The sequence below is a fragment of the Amycolatopsis thailandensis genome, from assembly GCF_002234405.1.
GTDB classification, from domain to species: Bacteria; Actinomycetota; Actinomycetes; order Mycobacteriales; family Pseudonocardiaceae; genus Amycolatopsis; species Amycolatopsis thailandensis.
The window spans coordinates 11476-29207 of the sequence record NZ_NMQT01000097.1 but is presented as its reverse complement, the minus strand read 5'-3'; the positions used below and the strand labels follow the sequence as shown (position 1 = coordinate 29207).

The following is a 17732-nucleotide window of genomic DNA, read 5'->3' as shown; positions in this document are numbered from 1 at the left end:
GGGTTGGTGGGGATAGCCCCACCCCGATCGTGGGTTCAGACCGGTATTGCGGCAGGGGCGCTTTTCTTAGCGTGGTGGCACGACTTCGACGAGAGGAAACATGATGGCTGAGCAGTTGCGTGGGGCGAGCGTGCGGGAGGAGTTCGAGCTGGCGAGGAAGTGCATCTGGATCTTCCTGGTGTTCAACACGATCGCCTTGGCATCCGTGATCGGCGTCACTCTCCTGGGTGAAGGGGCGAGCACGTTCATGTGGGTGCGGGCACTCATCCTGGTGGCGGTCTCGCCGTTCCTGTTGTGGGTGGCGCGCAGTGCGGGAGCAGGATCCGCGGGGATGGTCGGGCGGCTGCGTGTGGTGTCCACGGTGCTCCCCGTCGCGGTGGTCGTGGTCGACTTCATCCCGGGAATCGCTCCGGTCTGGTACGGAGTGATTCAGGGGCTTGGGGCACTGGCGTTGATCCCGGTCGCGGTCGTCTCCCGGCGCTGGGCCCGACGCCTGTCCGCGGCGTGAGGCGACACGGGACAACGGTGCGAGGAGAACGACGATGAGGCAGCGGGATCCACGGCCGTGGACACCGGTTGGTCGTGCCGCGGCGGTGGTGCTCCACGGTTTCATCCGGTCCACCGTCTTCGCCGGGTTTGCCCTGCTCATCCCGGTGTGCGTCGCGCTCCTGCCGGTGCTTGCCGCCTTCGGCGTGCTCGGAGCGCCATGGTCGTGGACGAACCCGTGGTCCTGGGCCGGCCTCGCCCTGATCGGAGTCCCGGTCACGCTCGCTCTCGCACACCCGGTGGCCGAGATGTTCCGTCGGCTGATCCTGCAGTGGACGTCTGTGCGCGTCGAGTCGGGTTTCCGTCCGCTTGCGGAGCCGGTGAGGCTGGCGACCGGGTTCTGGTGGAACGGTGTCTCCTACGAGCGCAGCCAGAAGGATGCCCGGATGGATCAACGGGTGCGGCGGATCAGCGAACCGGCGTATTGGCGGGAAGTGCGCTGGGTCGTGCTCGCCGCCGTCACGATCGGCATCGTGGGCGCGGTTCCCTGCGCAGCTGTCATCGCCGCGATCGTCGTGTGTGCATCCACCACGTCGGCATCCGCCGGTATCGGGGTGTGCCTACTCGTTGTCGGCCTGTCGATCGCACCTTGGACGTGGCGGCTTGTCGTTCCCCTGGCGCGGCGATGGCTCGCCCCGGCCGCAGACGAAAAGTCGCCCGCTGATTGGAAAACCCAGCGGGCCGACCTCTCCGCCGCCCATGACGCGGAGATCCGCCGAATCGAACGCGATCTGCACGACGGTGCACAGGCCCGGCTAGTGGCGGTCGGGCTCGACCTGGCGGCGGCGGAACGGCTCGTCAAGGCCGATCCGGAGCGTGCCGAGGCGATGCTCAAGGCCGCGCGCGAAGGCACCCGCGCATCCCTGAACGAGTTACGCGACCTCGTTCGGGGTGTGTACCCCCCGGTGTTGGTCGAACGCGGCCTGGTGCCGGCGATTCGGGCCGCCGCGTTGGACGGCCCCCTCGACGTCACCGTCACTGGGGACGACGGACTGCGTCTGCCATCGCCTCTGGCCGCGGCACTCTTCTTCGCCACCGGCGAGCTGCTCACCAACGTCACCAAACATGCCCACACCGACCATGCCGCCGTCACCATCGCCTCGGACACCGAGTTCGTCACCATCACGGTCCGTGACACCGGCGCGGGTGGAGCCTCCCCGCGGCCGGGGAGCGGTCTGGACGGGATCCGCCGACGGCTCGACGTGTTCGACGCGGTGCTCGACATCCACAGCCCGGTCGGTGGACCGACCACGATCACCGTGAGGATGCCGTGCGCGTCGTTTTAGCCGAAGACCAGTTCCTCCTCCGCGAAGGCCTTGCAAGGCTCCTGGATGCCTTCGGGCACGATGTCGTCGCCACGACCGCCACCGGCCCAGAGACCCTGGACGCGCTCCTACGACACCGACCGGACATCGGACTTATCGATGTGCGGATGCCGCCGGACAACACCGACGACGGCCTCAGAGCCGCGCTGGCCGCCCGGAAAAACATCCCGGGCCTGCCGATCCTGGTGCTCTCCCAACACGTCGAGCAGCTCTACGCACGTGAACTCGTCGCCGACGGAGCCGGCGGCATCGGCTACCTCCTCAAAGATCGTGTGTTCGACGGCGACGAATTCTTCGACAACCTCGAGCGCGTCGCGGCCGGGGGAACAGCCCTCGATCCGGCCGTCATAACCAGGCTCCTGGAACGACCCGGGCCGAAGTCCGCGCTGGCGGCGCTGACCGATCGCGAACGCGAGATGCTCGCGCTGATGGCCGAGGGCCTCTCGAACGCCGCGATCGCCCGCATGCTGCATCTGAGTAAGGGAGCCGTCAGCAAATACACGACAACCACCTTCGACAAGCTCGGACTGGCCACCGACCTCTCCGCCAATCGACGCGTCCTCGCCGTCCTCGCCTACCTGGACGACTCCACCCGTCGCCGATAGCCGAGACACACATCGGCACAGCGTGTACTCGCCTGGTCGACCGCTTGCCGGGCCGGGACTGTCCCCTGTCAATGCCGTGACCGACCGCGCGAGCGATATTGACGATCCTCGGCGAAGGGATGGCGACGCTGTGCTCGGTCCTCGTGGCCGCGCGTGCCGCTGTGCACGTCGCCCTTGTCACCACTAATCCAACATCTGACCGTTGACACACACCCTGTGAGAGGTAACGCCGACACGGACCGAGATCGTGAACGAGGCGCCACCGCAGGTAAGAATCCTTGTAAACCGCCACAGCTTCGCGATCACCGCAGTCGAACCCGCTGGCTTTTGATCCGTAGGTTCTGGGTTCGAGCCATGCGTGGATCTTCCCTGTGGAGTCAGCGCCGGTGTCGTTCGGCGAGCTGCTTGAAGTTGAGCAGTTGCCGTCGCGCCATGAGCAGATCGCCGACGGACACCCCGATGGCCACCAAACGGTTGGTACGCATGACGACCTTCAACAGCAGGCGCGAAGTGTCTCGATCCCGGGGCACGAGCACATAGGACATGAAGGCGCCCATGATGGCGGCCGTCAGCTGTTCGCCTGGGGCGACCGAGACGATTCGGCCGAGTTCGCGCCCACCGGCGGCGGTGAACTTGTCCCCGACTCGGGGGTCGGGAAGTGCCACCGGCTCGCGAGGTGAGCGGCGGCCGAGGTTGTCGATCCAGTCGTAGGAATACGGCGCCAGCCGCAGCTGGACGACCCAAGGCCACACCGCGTCGACGGGCGCCTCGACGGTCACGCCTCGCCACGCCTTCAAGGTGGGCGAGGTGACGAAGTCGTCGCACGGGTAGCCGCGTGCGATCTCGTCGTCGCTCACGCCCCATCGGTCACCGATCATGCGCCCATTCTTCCGGACAACCTTCGCCTTGACATAGTCATAATATAGCTAGTAATTCTATGGCTATAGCAGAACCTTCGGAGGGGGAGACGTATGGCGGACGACGAGCAGGTTCCGGTTCTCGTAGTGGGTGGCGGCCTGGTCGGGTTGGCGACCACCTTGTTCCTTGCCGAACAGGGGGTTCGCACCTTGCTGGTCGACCGGCATCCAGGTGCCTCGATCCAGGGCCGGGCGCGGGGGATCAACCAGCGGACCATGGAGATCTACCGCGCGCTGGGTCTGGAAGAGGCCATCCGGGAGGCCGGTAAGCCCTTCAAGGACGACTGGGGCGTCGCCCGCTGCGAGACACTGGCGGGCGAATGGCATTGGCTGTTCGGTGACGCCGCGCCGCGGAGCTGGCCGGATCTCAGCCCCGGCGAGTTCTGCCAGGCCGATCAGGGCGCGGTCGAGCCAATTCTGATCGCCGCCGCTCGTGAACTGGGTGCCAGGCACCGCTTCGACACCGAAGTGGTCTCCGTCGTCACCAAAGACGACGGCGTGACCGCGGTCGTCCGCGACCGGGCGACCGGCGTCGAGCAGACCGTGCGGGCGGACTACGTCGTCGCCGCGGACGGGCACCGCAGCCCGATCCGGGAGCGGCTCGGCATCCACCGCACCGGCCCCGGCGTGATCCAGCATTCGGTGAGCATCGTCTTCCGCGCCGACCTTTCGGAGTTCGTGCGGAAGCCGGCGCTGTTCTGGATCATCGTGAACGAGAAGGTCGGTGGCGGCCTGGTGACCACGGCCCGGCCCGATCGCTGGGGGATGAGCGTCGGTTACGACCCGGCGGCGGGCGAATCGATCGCCGACTTCACCGCCGAGCGCTGTGTCGCGGACGTCCGGGCCGCGATCGGCCGGGACGACCTGGCGGTGGAGATCGAAGACGTGGCCGCCTGGGAGCAGGCCATCGGCATCGCCGACCGGTACCGCGAAGGCCGTGTCTTCCTCGCGGGCGACGCCGCGCACGTGTGGCCGCCCGCGGGCGCGATGGGCGCCAACACCGGAGTGCAGGACGGCTACAACCTGGCCTGGAAGATCGCCGGAGTGGTGCACGGCTGGGCTGGAGAGGGTCTGCTCGACACCTACCACGACGAGCGGCACACCGTCGCCGTCGAACTGTCGGACCTCGTGGTGCACAGGCAGATGAAGCGCAACAGCACCGAGATCGAGGACGACACCACGGACGACCAGTTGTGGACGCTGGGGCAGCGCTACTGGTCCTCCGCGGTCATCGGCGCCGGGCACGACACCGTTTTCGGTGACACGCTGGGCAAGGTGGCGCGGCCGGGGGTGCGCGCGCCGCACTTGTGGGTGGAGCGCGACGGTGCGCGGCTGTCGACGCACGACCTGTTCGGCCGTGGCTTCGTCCTGTTCGCCGGTGCGGACGGTGCCGCGTGGGTCGAGGCCGCGGGCGAGGTCTCGGCTCGGCTTTCCGTCCCGCTCCGGGCGTTCCGGATCGGCGCGGTCGGTGGCCTCACCGACCCGGAGAACCTTTGGGGCGAGCGCTATCCGGTCGGCGCGGGTGGTGCCGCGCTGATCCGCCCCGACGGTTACGTGGCCTGGCTTAGTCCGGCGACCGCCCGGCCGTCGGAGGCGCTGGCCGAGGCGTTTCGCGCGATCCTGCGGAGAGGCTGAAATGATTGATCCGTGACTGGACATCCGAACGACGAGGAGACGGACACGGCGACAGTCCGCCGTTCTCCACTGGCCATGGCCGTCCTGCTGCTGCTCGCCGTGGAACCCAAGCATCCGTACGGGCTGCGTCAGCGGATCGTCGATTGGGACAAGGACCGTGTCATCAACGTCAGTCAGCGAAACGCGATCTATCAGACGATGCGCAGGCTGGAGCGCGACGGGCTGATCGCCGTGCACGAGACGGCCAAGCACGAGAACCGTCCGGAGCGCACCGTTTTCCGTACCACCGAGCGCGGTGTCCAGGTGTCCAAGGAGTGGGTGCGCGAAATGCTGCGGGTTCCCGCCGTGGAGTACCCGGAGTTCCCCGCGGCGCTGGCGTTCGTGGCGTCGATCTCGAAATCCGAGGCGGTGGCCGCGTTGCGCGAGCGGCTCGAGACCTGCGAACGGAGCCTCGCCGGCTTCGAGACCGAGATCGACGCCCGGCTGGCCGATTTCGACGGCTCTGTGGACTCGATCCACCTCGTCGACGCGGACTACCAGCGGGCCATGGCGAGCGCCGAGATCGGCTGGCTGCGACGGACGCTCGAAAAGCTGGAAGCCGATCAGCTGAAGGGTTTCGCCGACGGCGCCTGATCCGGTGAACAACCTTCCCGGCGTCCGGTGCGTCTCTTGATCATGGACTTGAAGCGCGCAACTCGCCGTGTCGTCGCCCTCTCGGCCGCTCTGGGCGCCGCGACGGCGGTGGTCGCCGCGCCTGCGTCCGCGGCCGACGACCAGGTGGTGACCACGGTGAGCGAGGCCGACCGGGCGGCGGCGCTGGCGCATTGGACGCCGGAGCGGATGCGTCAGTGGGTGGGTGACGACGAGTTGCCGCCCGCCGAGAAGATCGGCCGCGAATGGGAGGGGCCGGTGCCGTCGGGGGTCGGGCGGCTGTTCTTCACCGCCCGGCCCGGGGTCGACGGATCCTGCACGGCGACCGTGGTTCCCAGCTCCAGCAAGGATGTCGCCTTCACCGCCGGGCACTGCGTGAACGGCGGGCTGGACCGGTTCGACAACCCGATCAAGATCGTCAACGTCGTGTTCGTCCCGGGTTACGACCACGGCGAAGCGCCGCACGGGGTGTTCGCGGCTCGAGCCTTCGCCTGGTCCAGCACGTATTCGGGGCCGATGAGCGGGTCGGACGACGACGCGGTGATCGCCCTGGATCCGGTCGACGGTCACCACGTCGCCGACGTCGCGGGCACCCAGAACATCTCGTTCGAGAAGCTTCCGTCCACTGTGGACACGACCATGTTCGGCTACCCGGTGTCGAAGGCGGCCGGTGGTGAGGCGTTGTTCTCTTGCGAGCGACCCGCCACGTTCAAGGAGAACTCCGTCAACGCGACGTGGAACACCGATTGCGACCTCGCGGGCGGCTCCAGTGGCGGTCCGTGGCTGCGGAACTTCGATCCCGCCACCGGCAAGGGCACCATCTTCAGTGTCACGAGCCGGGGGACGATGACCGAGGACGGCGTGACGACGGACCTCAGCGGCGCCGCGTTGACCGAGCCGGTGCGGAAGCTGTACGAGCGAGCGGGCGAACTCTAGAGCTCGACCACCGAAAGACCGTCCGCCACGACGACGCCGTCGTGCAGCACCGTGCGGTCCTTGCCGCGGTCCATCACCGCGCTCGTCGGGGTTTCGCCGTCCACCAGCAGCAGGTCGGCGCGGTCGCCGACGGCCACGCCCGGGCGGTCGGCGATGCTCGCCAGCCGCGGGACGTCGTGGCTCAGGATCGAAGCGCCGCCCATGGTCGCGACGGCCAGGGCCATTTCGATCAGGTCGTCGCGACGGAAACCGTGGGTGAAGGCCAGTTGCCAGGTGCGGTCGAGCAGATCGCAGTTGCCGTATGGGCTCCAGTAATCCCGCTGACCGTCCTCGCCGAGGCCGACGCGCACGCCCGCGGTCGTGAGGTCCGCCAGCGACAGCTGGCCGTCGACGGACGGTGCGACGGTCGCCATCGCGATGTCCAGCTCCGCGAACGTGTCGATCAGGCGGCGGCTCACCGATTCCGAGACCGACCCCAGTTCGTACGCGTGCGACATGGTCACCTTGCCGCGCATGTCCAGCGCGCGGACCCGCTCGATCACCAGATCGGTCGAGAAAACGCCGAGGTGGCCAGGTTCGTGCAGGTGGATGTCCACCTCGACGCCGTACTTCTCGGCGAGGCCGAACACGACGTCCAGGTGCCCCTTGGGGTCCTTGTCCAACGAGCACGGGTCGATCCCGCCGACGACCGTGGCGCCCGAGCGCAGCGAAGCCTCCAGCACGTCCACGGTGCCGGGTTCGCGCAGGATCCCGGCCTGCGGGAACGCCATGATCTCGACGTCCGCGTGCCCGGCGAAGCGCTCCTTCGCGGCGAGTACGGCGTCGAGCTTCTCCAGCTTGCAGTCGACGTCCACCTGCGCGTAGGTGCGCACCCGCGTGGTGCCGTTGGCGATCATCCGCTCCAGCGTCCCGGCGACGCGCTCGGGCAGTGGAACCTCGGCGTCGCGCCAGTTCTCGCGGTCGTTCAGCATCATCGCCCACACGCCCGGCGCGCCGGTGTGCGGCCGGAACGGCAGGCCGACGCGAGTCGAGTCCAGGTGGACGTGCACGTCGCTGAACGACGGGACCAGCAGCCGCCCGCGTCCTTCGACGGTGCCGGGCGCCGCCGTGGCGGCGGGGTCGTGCGGCCGTACCGCGGTGATCCGGCCATCGGCCACTTCGACGTCACTGCGCTGTCCACCCCAGGGGCGGACGTCCCGGATCAACACTGAGCACACCTCTCTCGACGAACCCTATTTGGTATACCAAAGCCGGTACCCGGTGGCAATCACCTGCTGAAATCGGGTCTTGATTGTTCTGCTATGTGGAAGTTAACCTCCGCAGATTGAAATTGCCCGGCATCGCTCGCTTCTACCGAGAGGCGGATCCATGGTGAAGAGGACGCAGACCGCAGCGGCCGCGAGGGGTGGGCCCGAGGACGAACGGCTCGGGATCGGCAAGAGTTTCACTTACGGCTTCCAGCACGTCCTGACGATGTACGGCGGGATCATCGCGCCACCGCTGATCATCGGCGGCGCCGCGGGCGTCTCGCCCGCCGAGATCGGGCTGCTCGTCGCGTCGTGCCTGTTCATCGGCGGGCTGGCGACGATCCTGCAGTCGTACGGCGTGCCGTTCTTCGGTTCGCGGCTGCCGCTGGTCCAGGGCACTTCCTTCGCCGGAGTGGCGACGATGACCGCGATCGTGGCCGACGGCGGACTCCCGGCGGTGTTCGGCTCCGTGATCGCCTCGTCGGTGCTCGGCCTGCTCATCACGCCGGTGTTCTCCCGGCTGGTGAAGTACTTCCCGCCGGTCGTCACCGGGACGGTGATCACGGTGATCGGGCTCAGCCTGATGCCGGTCGCGGCCAAGTGGGCGATGGGCAACAACGACAAGGCGCCGGACTTCGGCTCGGTCTCCAACATCGGGCTGGCCGCGCTGACCCTCGCGATCGTGCTGGTGCTCAGCAAGGTCGCGGTCCCGGCGATCTCGCGCCTGTCGATCCTGCTGTCGATCGTGGTGGGGACCGTGCTGGCCGCCCTGCTGGGCAAGGCCGATTTCTCCGAGGTCGGGGACGGCCCGATCTTCGCGTTGCCGACACCGTTCGGCTTCGGCGCGCCGACCTTCGACATCGCCGCGATCGTGTCGATGTCCATCGTCGTGCTGGTGACCCTCACCGAGACCACGGCCGACCTCCTCGCGGTGGGCGAGATCGTCGGCACGCGGGTCGGCAGGCGCCGGATCGGCGACGGCCTGCGCGCCGACATGGCGTCCTCGGCGATCGCGCCGGTCTTCAACGGTTTCACCCAGAGCGCGTTCGCCCAGAACGTCGGCCTGGTCGCGATCACCGGGGTCCGGAGCAGGTTCGTGGTGACCGCCGGAGGTGTGGTCCTGCTGGTACTCGGGATGCTCCCGATCCTCGGCCGGGTGGTCGCCGCGATCCCTTACCCGGTCCTGGGCGGCGCCGGTCTCGTGCTGTTCGGCACGGTCGCGGCGTCAGGCATCAAGACTCTGTCCAAGGTGGACTACGACGGTAACCTGAACCTCGTCATCGTCGCCGCCTCGGTCGGTCTAGGCATGGTCCCGATCGCGATTCCGGACTTCTACCACCATTTCCCGGCGTGGGTCGGTACGATCTTCCATTCGGGGATCAGCTCCGCCGCGCTCTTGGCCGTCGTACTGAACCTGGTGTTCAACCATCTGAAGCCGGGCAAGGCGGGCAGCGACCCGTCGGTGTTCGCGACGGCTACGCGAGTGATCGACTACTCCGACCTCAAAGCCCTGTCCCAGCTCAAGAACGGCGACAAGATCGTCGACGGCAAGATCGTGGACGCCGAGGGCAAGCCGGTCCCGGTGCGGGACGCGGACGGCCGCCCCGTGCACTACCGGATCGGCTCGGAGCCGGACGCGCACTGACGCCGCAGGGCGCGGTGGGTGAGTTCGTCGACGACGCGTCGCCACGCCGGTGACGCCTCGGAGATCCGGGAGACGACCAGCTCCCGGTATCCCGGCCGCCCACCGTCCCGCTCGTGCTCGATCTCCCAGGCGTCGAGGTCGTCGATGAGCCCGTCCAGCCGCGGATCACGCGGATCCCAGCCGACAGCCTGATCGCAGGCCAGATAGACCCGCAATGTCTCGGGGTCGTCGAATGCGGCGTTCTTGTCCCGAAGCCGCTCCGGCACGGCGCGCGGATCCAGCGCCCGCATCAGGATCCACGCGTCGCGTTCCAGCAGCACCCGCTGCTCGCTCACACCCAGGCCGCGCATCCGATCCAGGAGGGCGACCACGCCGGGCGGCAGGACGAGCCGTTCGCCGCCGGTCAGTTCGGCGATCCGGAGGCGGTTTTCGGCGAGCCTGTCGATCTTGCGCCGCAGTTCGGCGTCGATCTCGGTGATGGCGGCGGCGAATTCGGCGGGCTGGGCGTGCAGCAGCGCGTCGACGCGGGCCAGCGGCACCCCGGCGTCGGCGAGGGTCCCGATCCGGATGAGGTCCACGGCCGCCTGCGCGCTGTACCGGCGATATCCGGAGGCGTCGCGTTCGGGCTCGGGCAGCAGGCCGACGTGGTGGTAGTGGCGGACGGCGCGCACGGTCACGCCCGCGGTCGCGGCGAGCTGGCCGATCGTGAGCACCTGTCCTCCTGGTTCCGGGAACACCGCCGAGTCTAGGAGCGACCGACGACGTCGCGGATCGCCTGGACCACGGCATCGGGGCGGTCGAAGCAGAGCCGGTGATGGAGCGTGCCGGTGAGGACGCGCTGCTCCCCGCGGGAAAACCCGCTCACCACGGCCGCGTCCAGCTTCGTCTTGGCTTCGTCGAGCTCGGTCCGGCCGGCGCCCGCGACGGTGAGCGCGACGACCGGGACGTCGGGGAGTCCCGGCCCGGCCCGCAGTTCGGCGGCGAGGCCGGTCAGCCCGGTGCGCTCGGCGGCGCCGGCGCGGAGCCATTCGTCGCTCACCTTGGCCTCGACCAGGGCTTCGCGAAGGCCTTCCGGATAGGCCGCGCGCAGCTCGGCGTACATCTCGCGAAGGGCCGCTCGGTCGGGCTCCGGCGACGGCCGCTCGGCCTGGGCCAGGCTCGCGGCGGGCGGCATGAAGTCGTCCCACTCCGGGTGGAGGGCGTCCAGGAAGACCAGCCCGGCGACCTCGTGCGGGTGGAGCTGCGCGAACCGATGCGCGTAGAAGCCGCCGAGGGAATGCGCCGCCAGGACGTACGGGGCGGTGACGTCCAGGGCGAGCAGCAGCTCACGCAGTTCCGTGGCGACCGCGGTGGCGGTGCGCGGCAGCGGCAGGGGATCGCTGTAGCCCGTGCCGCCGCGGTCGTACAGCACGGCGGTGGTGAACCGCGAGACCTCCTGCTGGACGCCGAAGTAGTCCAGGCCGACCGCGCTCGCGCCCGGCAGGAACACGACGGCAGGCCCGCCGCCGCCCGACCGGTGCGCGAAGAGGCGGCGGCCGTCGATCTCCTGGAACCCTCCGAGGGGTGGTGTGTGCGTCATACGGCAAGGCTCGGACCCTGACGCAGGGTCAAGGTCAAGCCTTCGCGCGGGGACCTGACCATCCGGCCGACTCGCCAAGGGTGACTCTGACCTGGGAATTCGCACGAATTCGGCACGGGGAGGTGTGCGAAGCGACAAGACCTGCGAGAATGACGGGCGAGATCGGGGCATCGAATGGGCTCAGACTCGCTATGAAGAGCAGGTAAAAAAGTATGGCTCAGGGCAGCGTTAAGTGGTTCAACGGCGAAAAGGGCTTCGGCTTCATCGCTCAGGACGACGGCGGACCGGACGTTTTCGTGCACTACTCGGAGATTCAGGGCACTGGCTTCAAGTCCCTGGACGAAGGGCAGCGCGTCGAGTTCGAGATCGGCCAAGGTCAGAAGGGCCCGCAGGCCCAGCGCGTCGTCGCCATCTGACTTTTTTCACGCCGAAGGCCTCCATCCGATCCGGGTGGGGGCCTTCGGGCGTTTCAGGGCCTTCGGGCCGCGCGGCGCGGAGACACGACGGCGGATCACAAAAACGCGGAAACGCGTGCTCAGCGAGCTGACAAGGCTCGAAACCGCTGGTTGACGGCCCTCTCGCCCACCTCCACTGTGGGTTTCCTCTCGCTGATCCGGCGAGAGGAAACCGAACTCATCAGTGGGGTTCAGCATGCGCTTTTCTTCCCGGCTCTCCCTTCGGCGTGCCCTGGTGACCAGCGTGGTGACCGCCGCCCTGTTGTCCTTCGTCGCGGCTCCCGCCGGCGCCGACCCCGGTTTCTACGAGCCACCGTCACCGCTTCCTCCGGGTGCCGACGGCGACGTGCTCAAGACGTTGCCGTCGAAGTTCACCGGCGCGAAGTCGACCCGGGTCATGTACCTGAGCCGGGACACCGCGAACCGCGCGATCCCGGTGACGGGCACGGTCCTGGTGCCGGACAAGGCGTGGAGCGGGCCGGGACAACGCCCGATCGTGGCGTACGCGCCGTTCACCGCGGGGATGGGCGATCAATGCGCGCCGTCGAAAGCGCTGGCGGGCGAGGGCGGCGACTTCGTGTCGTCGTTCCAGAGCTCGTTCGTGAGTGCCTTGCTGGACAAGGGCTTCGCGGTGGCCCAGACCGACTACCAGGGACTCGGGACGCCGGGTGAACACACGTACGTGGTGCGGGAGGCCGAAGCGCACGCCGTGCTCGACGTCCTTCGGGCGGCGCAACGCCTGCCCGGCGCCGGGCTTTCTGCCGCGTCACCCGTCGGTGTCGCGGGCTATTCGGAAGGTGGCGGCGCTTCGGCTTCGGCCGTCGAACTGGCGCCCGCGTACGCCCCCGAGCTGGACCTGAAGGGCGCCTACGTCGGAGCGGCTCCCGCGGACAAGGCGGTCCTCGCGAAGAGCCTCGACGGTGGCATGTACGTCGGATTCCTGGGGTACTCGCTGATCGGCCTGAACGCGGCCTATCCGGAAGCCGGGATCCTGGACCTGGCCAACGACGCCGGCAAGCAGCTGTTCGACGAGGCGCGCACCACCTGCACGCTGGACGCCGTCTTCAAGTACATGTACAAGAACTCCGGCCAGCTGACCAAGGACGGGCGCCCGGTCTCGGCGTACCTGGACCAAGAGCCCTTCCGGGGGATCGTCGCGGCCAACCGCGTCGGGACGCTCAAGCCGGCGGCACCGGTGCTGGTCGAACACACGCCGAACGACGACGTCATCCCGTCGAGCGTCGGCAGGCAGCTCGGCAAGGACTGGTGCGCCAAGGGCGCCGACGTGCGCTTCCAGGACATCCCGTCGTTCAGCCCGGTGTTCTCCCACGTCCTGGGCATCACCGGTGCCCAAGGCAACGCGGCGAACTGGCTGAGCGAGCGTTTCGCCGGGAAACCGGCGGTGGGAAACTGCGGTCGGTTCTAGGCGTGGGCGCGGGGCGGGTGGCCGGGCCCACGGCGACGCGCCCCGCCACTACCGATATCGTCGATGCATGCTTGTGATCCTTCGTGAGCACCCGTGCGGCCGGACGCGGTGAGCCACTCCGCCTCCGAGCCCGGGCAGGTCGGGCGGAAGGTGCGGTTGCGCGAGGTCGGCCTCCGGGACCGGCGGGTCTTGATGGGCTTCGACCGCGACATGGCCCGCGAGGCGACGACGCTGATCGGCGGCGGGCACCGGCATTGGGCCTCGCACCGGTCGGGTTCCGCGGGCGACGACATCCACTTCGGCATCGAGACGGTCCGCGGGCGCATGCTGGTCGGTTCGGTCTGCACCATCGGCGCGGACCCGGTGACCGGCCACTTCGGCTACGGCATCGGCATCGCCCCGCGTCACCAGCGCTGCGGCTACGCCACGGACGCGATCACCGTCCTCCTGGCGCACATGTTCGAGCAACGCGGTTTCCGTAAATGCGAGGTCACCGTGTACGGCGGCAACCTGGCGTCGCTTTCCCTGCACGGCGGCCTCGGCTTCCGCGAGGAAGGCAGGCTGCGCGACACCGAAGTGGTGCGCGGCGAGATCAAGTACCTGGTGCGGATGGGCATCACGGCGGAGGAATTCGCCGCCCGCCCGATGGACGGCCTCGCCGACCTCGGACGGCGCGGTCAGCACCGGCGGCCCCGGCGCGGCAAGCACTGGCGCGCGACCGCCGCGGTCACCGGCTGATCAGCCCGGATTCGTAGGCGAACACGACGGCCTGGACGCGGTCCCGGAGGCCGAGTTTCGTGAGGATGCGGCCGACGTGGGTCTTCACCGTCCCCGGGGAGAGAAACAGCTTTTCGGCGATTTCGGCGTTGGACAGGCCACGCGCCAGCTGATGCAGCACCTCGTTCTCGCGCCCGGTGAGCAGGGCGAGCCTGTCGTCCGGAGGCGGGGCGGGCAGGCCGGTGACGACGCGGTCGAGCAGCCGCCGGGTGACGGTGGGCGCGAGGGTCGCCTCGCCGGCGGCGACGACGCGGACACCGGAGAGCAGGTCCGGCGCCAGCGCGTCCTTGAGCAGGAAGCCGCTGGCCCCCGCCTGGAGCGCGGCGTAGACGTATTCGTCCAGGTCGAAGGTGGTCAGCACCAGGACGCGGGCGCGATGGGCCGCGGCGATCGCGGCGGTGGCCTCGACGCCGTCCATCTCGGGCATCCGGATGTCCATGAGGACGACGTCGGGATCGAGGTCCGCCACCAGCCCGATGGCCTCCGCGCCGTCCCCGGCCTCGCCGACGACGTCGATGTCGTCGGCGTTGTCCAGGATCATCCGCAGGCCGGTGCGCACGAGCGCCTGGTCGTCGGCGATGACCACCCGGATCGTCATGACGGCAGGGTCGCGCGGACGGTGAAGCCGCGATCCGCCCGCGGTCCCGCTTCGAAGGTGCCGCCCAGTACGTTCACCCGTTCCCGCATCCCTTCGAGCCCGTGCCCGGTACCGGACGGCGACGCCGCCCGGACGCCGTCGTCGGAGACCTCGATCTCCAGCGACCCGGGGCCGTACCGCATCACGATAGTCACCGACGCGTCCGGACCGGCGTGTTTCAGCACGTTCGTCAGCGCCTCCTGCACGATCCGATAGGCCGCGAGGTCCACTGTGGACGGAAGCGGCCGGGGTTCCCCCTCGACCAGGAACTCGACCGGCGTGCCCGCGGAACGGACGTCGGCGACCAGTCGCGGCAAACGTTCCGCGCCGGGCTGGGGTTCCCAGTCCGGCTCGTCTCCCCCGAGCGCGCCGAGCAGCCGCCGGATCTCGCTCAACGCGGTCCGCCCGGTGCCGACGACGGCGTCCATCGCCTCCCGCGACCGCTCGGGCCGCCGCTCCAGTTCCGCCTGGGCGCCTTGGGCCTGCAACACCATCACGGAAAGCGCGTGCGCGACGACGTCGTGCAGTTCGCGGCTGATCCGGCCGCGTTCGGCGACCACGGCCAGCGCGGCCTGGGTGTCGCGCTCGCGTTCGAGATCGGCGGCCCGCTGCTCCAGCACCGACAGGCGGATCCGGCGCTGCCGTGTGTTCAGCCCGGCCAGCCACGCCACCGTGAGCGACAGCCCGATGCCCGCGAAACCGCCCCAGTCCTGCACCTGCCTGGCGTCGGTCTCGACGTCGAAGGGCGCCAGCGGATCGATGATGATGATCCTCGGTGGCGGCGGCCCCGGTTCCCGCGAGTTCGTCTGGGAGGCGTGGAACGACCACGCTCCGGCGACCAGCAGCCCCGCCGCCAGCAAGGTCAGGGACAGCCGTCGCGATCCCCACGCCGCGACGGAGAAGAGGCCGATCAACGCCACGACGTCGACCGGCCGAAGGTCGTTGCCCATGGCCAGGTGAAGGAGCGAGACCGCCGATCCGGTCGAAAAGGTGATCAGGGGGTTGCGGTGCCGGACCAACAGGGAAGCCAGGGCCACCAAGGAAGTCAGCCACCACTCCAACCCCTCGGGGTCATCGGCGGAGACCACAGTGGACAGTCCGATGAGTACGGTCAGCCCGATGTCGACGGCCTTCGGGTGACTTCTGAGGTTGGCCAGCACCAGCCGAGCGTAATCCCGGAACGGACGCGGCGGATCCGCCTCGCGGCAGACATCGGGATACGACCTGCGGCAGACGCGCGAATACGACGACGGCCCGCAGGCTGGGCGCAGGAAGATCCTCTACAGAAACGGAATCCTCATGAGAAGGCTTCTCGTCGCAGCGGTCGCCCTGATCGGCATGGTGTCGTTGGCGAGCCCGGCTTCGGCGGCCCCGCGGCTGACGTTGCCGCCGCCGACAGGCTCGTATCCCGTCGGCTCCACCGACCTGCACCTGGTCGACAAGGCGCGCAAGGACCCCTGGGTGCCGAGCGGGCCGCGAGAGCTGATGGTGTCGATGTTCTACCCGGCGCTGCTGCCGGTCGGCCCGAAACGGCCGTATCTCACCTTGGCCGAGGCCAAGATGTTCCTGACCGGATCGGGCCTTCCCGACATCGACCCCGGGCTGCTCGCCGGACTCCGCACCAGCGCCCACGTCGACACCCCGCCCCTGCCGGGGAAGCGCGCGCTGGTCGTCCTGTCACCGGGGTTCAACAAACCGCGCACCACGCTCACCGGGCTGGCGGAGGAACTGGCGAGCAAGGGTTTCGTCGTCGCGGTGATCGGCCACAACTACGAATCCTTCGCCACCGGCTTCCCCGACGGGCACGTCACCGGCTGCGTCGCGTGCGGGTCGGACTCGAAGCTGCTCCCGCCGGTGCGCGCCGCGGACGTCTCGTTCCTCCTCGACACGCTGACCAGGGCTTCGTCGCCGTGGTCCCGGCTGATCGACCGGACCCGGATCGGCATGGCCGGGCATTCCATCGGCGGGTACAGCACGCCGACGGCGATGGTCGCCGACCAGCGGATCCGGGCCGGAGCCGACATGGACGGCAGGCTCTGGTCGCCGATCCCCGCGTCCGGGATCGACCGGCCGTTCCTGCTGCTCGGCCGCGAAAGCGAGTACACCCCGGCCGGTCCCGACACGACGTGGAAGGGCAGCTGGCCGAACCTCACCGGCTGGAAGCGGTGGATCAGCGTCGCCGCGGCCGCCCACCCGTCCTTCACCGACGTCGGCGTCCTCGGTGAGCAGCTCGGCCTGAGGGAGCCCGGCGTGCTCGACGGCGAGCGCGGAATGAAGCTGACCAGGGCTTATCTCTCCGCGTTCTTCGACAAGCACCTGCGCGGCGCACGTCAGCCGCTGCTCGACGGTCCGGTCGCGGCCAACCCCGAGATCAAGTTCTGGAACTAGCAGGGGGAGACACCGGTGAGGTCGGCGGACAGCTTCCACAGCCGCGCGGCCTCACCGGCGTCGATCGCGTAGGGGCGCACGCCGACCCACTCGCCTTCTTCCTCGGCGATCTCGGCCACTTCGCAGTCCTCGCAGTAGAGCCCGCCCAGCCCGTCGAGCAGCGGGGACGTCGCCGCCCAGACCTGGGTGGCCGCGCCCTGCTCGGGCGACTTGAAATCCGGGTCGGCCTGATTCCCGTGCTCGTCGATCCAGCCGCGCTCGACCATCTCCTCCGGCCGCAGATGCCGCTGCAGGGGAGTGAGGATGGCGCCCGGGTGCAGGCTGAACGCGCGGACCCCGTGCTCGGCACCGAGCCTGTCGAGGTGCACCGCGAACAGCACGTTCGCCGTTTTGGCCTGGCCGTAGGCGAGCCATCGGTCGTAGCCGCGCTCGAAGTGGACGTCGTCCCAGCGCATCGTCGAGGAATGGTGACCGGAGGAGGCCACCGTGACGACGCGGGCGCCGCCGGACGCCGTCAGCGCGGGCCAGAGACGGCTCACCAAGGCGTAGTGGCCGAGGTGACAGATCGCGAAATGCGACTCCCAGCCGGGGCCGACCCGCCGTTCGGGCGCGGCCATGATCCCAGCGCCGGCGATCAGCAAGTCGATCGAACGTCCCGTGCCGAGGAAGCGGCGGGCGAAGGTCTCGACACTCGTCAGGTCGGCGAGGTCGAGCTCGCCGACCTCGGTGCCGGAGATTCCGGCGAGGGCGGCTTCCGCGTCGGCCGGGCGCCGGGCGGGGACCACGACGTGCGCGCCGGCGTTCGCCAACGCTCGCGTGGTTTCCAGGCCCAGTCCCGAATATCCGCCGGTGACGACGGCGAGCTTGCCCGAAAGGTCGATCCCGTCCAGGACTTCCGCGGCGGTGCTGCGCGCGTCGAAGCCGGAGCCGATCTTGTGCTGTGAGGTGGTCATGCGGCGAACG

At 69.2% G+C, this 17732-nt stretch carries 18 protein-coding genes; 11 read left to right on the top strand and 7 right to left on the bottom strand.

Translation table 11 applies throughout. From position 1 onward, the window contains the following. Positions 1-103: 103 nt before the first annotated feature. The 3 genes from CFP71_RS26730 to CFP71_RS26720 all read left to right on the top strand — a co-directional run bounded on the left by CFP71_RS26730 (position 104) and on the right by CFP71_RS26720 (position 2476). Complete coding sequence (locus CFP71_RS26730) at positions 104-508, top strand: hypothetical protein (protein ID WP_143267163.1); 405 nt, start codon at positions 104-106, stop codon at positions 506-508. A gap of 145 nt (positions 509-653) precedes the next feature. Further along, the gene (locus CFP71_RS26725) at positions 654-1832 is read left to right on the top strand and encodes a sensor histidine kinase (RefSeq protein WP_208636044.1); all 1179 of its coding nucleotides are present in this window, start codon (positions 654-656) and stop codon (positions 1830-1832) included. After that, positions 1817-2476 (top strand): response regulator transcription factor, encoded by a 660-nt coding sequence (locus CFP71_RS26720; RefSeq protein ID WP_093936698.1) that lies wholly within the window; start codon positions 1817-1819, stop codon positions 2474-2476. Before CFP71_RS26725 ends, CFP71_RS26720 begins: the two co-directional genes overlap by 16 nt. A 377-nt stretch (positions 2477-2853) precedes the next feature. Here the strand turns inward: CFP71_RS26720 and CFP71_RS26715 are convergent, their stop codons facing one another. Beyond that, the gene (locus CFP71_RS26715; RefSeq protein WP_093936697.1) at positions 2854-3354 is read right to left on the bottom strand and encodes a polyketide cyclase; all 501 of its coding nucleotides are present in this window, start codon (positions 3352-3354) and stop codon (positions 2854-2856) included. 93 nt (positions 3355-3447) lie between these two features. Between CFP71_RS26715 and CFP71_RS26710 the strand changes: the two genes are divergently transcribed. The 3 genes from CFP71_RS26710 to CFP71_RS26700 are packed head-to-tail and all read left to right on the top strand — an operon-like array spanning position 3448 to position 6615. Beyond that, positions 3448-5028, top strand: coding sequence for an FAD-dependent monooxygenase (locus tag CFP71_RS26710; RefSeq protein ID WP_093936696.1), 1581 nt, complete (start codon positions 3448-3450; stop codon positions 5026-5028). Positions 5029-5040: 12 nt separating this feature from the next. Continuing rightward, entirely contained in the window at positions 5041-5661 is a 621-nt protein-coding gene (locus tag CFP71_RS26705; RefSeq protein WP_093936695.1) for a PadR family transcriptional regulator, read from the top strand. 42 nt (positions 5662-5703) lie between these two features. Further along, positions 5704-6615, top strand: coding sequence for a trypsin-like serine peptidase (locus tag CFP71_RS26700; RefSeq protein WP_093936694.1), 912 nt, complete (start codon positions 5704-5706; stop codon positions 6613-6615). Here CFP71_RS26700 and CFP71_RS26695 read toward each other — a convergent pair. Continuing rightward, on the bottom strand, positions 6612-7823 hold the full coding sequence (locus CFP71_RS26695) for an amidohydrolase family protein (protein ID WP_093936693.1): 1212 nt from the start codon (positions 7821-7823) through the stop codon (positions 6612-6614). The two genes, CFP71_RS26700 and CFP71_RS26695, sit on opposite strands and share 4 nt — an antisense overlap. A 160-nt stretch (positions 7824-7983) precedes the next feature. Here CFP71_RS26695 and CFP71_RS26690 point away from each other — a divergent pair, with 160 nt between their 5' ends. Next, positions 7984-9507, top strand: a complete 1524-nt coding sequence (locus CFP71_RS26690; protein ID WP_093936692.1) for a nucleobase:cation symporter-2 family protein — start codon at positions 7984-7986, stop codon at positions 9505-9507. On the opposite strand, the gene CFP71_RS26685 is transcribed toward CFP71_RS26690, so the two are convergent. After that, entirely contained in the window at positions 9474-10220 is a 747-nt protein-coding gene (locus tag CFP71_RS26685; RefSeq protein WP_093936691.1) for a MerR family transcriptional regulator, read from the bottom strand. The two genes, CFP71_RS26690 and CFP71_RS26685, sit on opposite strands and share 34 nt — an antisense overlap. Before the next feature lie 32 nt (positions 10221-10252). Further along, positions 10253-11086 carry an alpha/beta fold hydrolase gene (locus CFP71_RS26680; RefSeq protein WP_093936690.1) on the bottom strand — a complete coding sequence of 278 codons (834 nt, stop codon included), beginning with the start codon at positions 11084-11086 and terminating at the stop codon, positions 10253-10255. A 212-nt stretch (positions 11087-11298) separates the two neighbouring features. Here CFP71_RS26680 and CFP71_RS26675 point away from each other — a divergent pair, with 212 nt between their 5' ends. The 3 genes from CFP71_RS26675 to CFP71_RS26665 all read left to right on the top strand — a co-directional run bounded on the left by CFP71_RS26675 (position 11299) and on the right by CFP71_RS26665 (position 13705). Continuing rightward, positions 11299-11502, top strand: a complete 204-nt coding sequence (locus CFP71_RS26675) for a cold-shock protein (protein WP_016330817.1) — start codon at positions 11299-11301, stop codon at positions 11500-11502. A gap of 235 nt (positions 11503-11737) precedes the next feature. Further along, positions 11738-12967: a lipase family protein gene (locus CFP71_RS26670; RefSeq protein ID WP_167406287.1), complete on the top strand. Its 1230-nt coding sequence runs from the start codon at positions 11738-11740 to the stop codon at positions 12965-12967. A 93-nt stretch (positions 12968-13060) separates the two neighbouring features. Beyond that, positions 13061-13705, top strand: coding sequence for a GNAT family N-acetyltransferase (locus CFP71_RS26665; protein WP_093936688.1), 645 nt, complete (start codon positions 13061-13063; stop codon positions 13703-13705). Here CFP71_RS26665 and CFP71_RS26660 read toward each other — a convergent pair. Next, positions 13695-14342, bottom strand: coding sequence for a response regulator (locus tag CFP71_RS26660; protein ID WP_093936687.1), 648 nt, complete (start codon positions 14340-14342; stop codon positions 13695-13697). The genes CFP71_RS26665 and CFP71_RS26660 overlap by 11 nt on opposite strands. Beyond that, positions 14339-15541, bottom strand: a complete 1203-nt coding sequence (locus CFP71_RS26655; protein WP_093936686.1) for a sensor histidine kinase — start codon at positions 15539-15541, stop codon at positions 14339-14341. Before CFP71_RS26655 ends, CFP71_RS26660 begins: the two co-directional genes overlap by 4 nt. Positions 15542-15680: 139 nt before the next feature. On the opposite strand from CFP71_RS26655, the gene CFP71_RS26650 reads away from it, so the two are divergent. After that, positions 15681-16769 (top strand): alpha/beta hydrolase family protein, encoded by a 1089-nt coding sequence (locus tag CFP71_RS26650; RefSeq protein ID WP_093936685.1) that lies wholly within the window; start codon positions 15681-15683, stop codon positions 16767-16769. Here the strand turns inward: CFP71_RS26650 and CFP71_RS26645 are convergent. After that, positions 16766-17722, bottom strand: a complete 957-nt coding sequence (locus CFP71_RS26645; RefSeq protein WP_093936684.1) for an SDR family NAD(P)-dependent oxidoreductase — start codon at positions 17720-17722, stop codon at positions 16766-16768. The two genes, CFP71_RS26650 and CFP71_RS26645, sit on opposite strands and share 4 nt — an antisense overlap. Positions 17723-17732 lie beyond the last annotated feature (10 nt).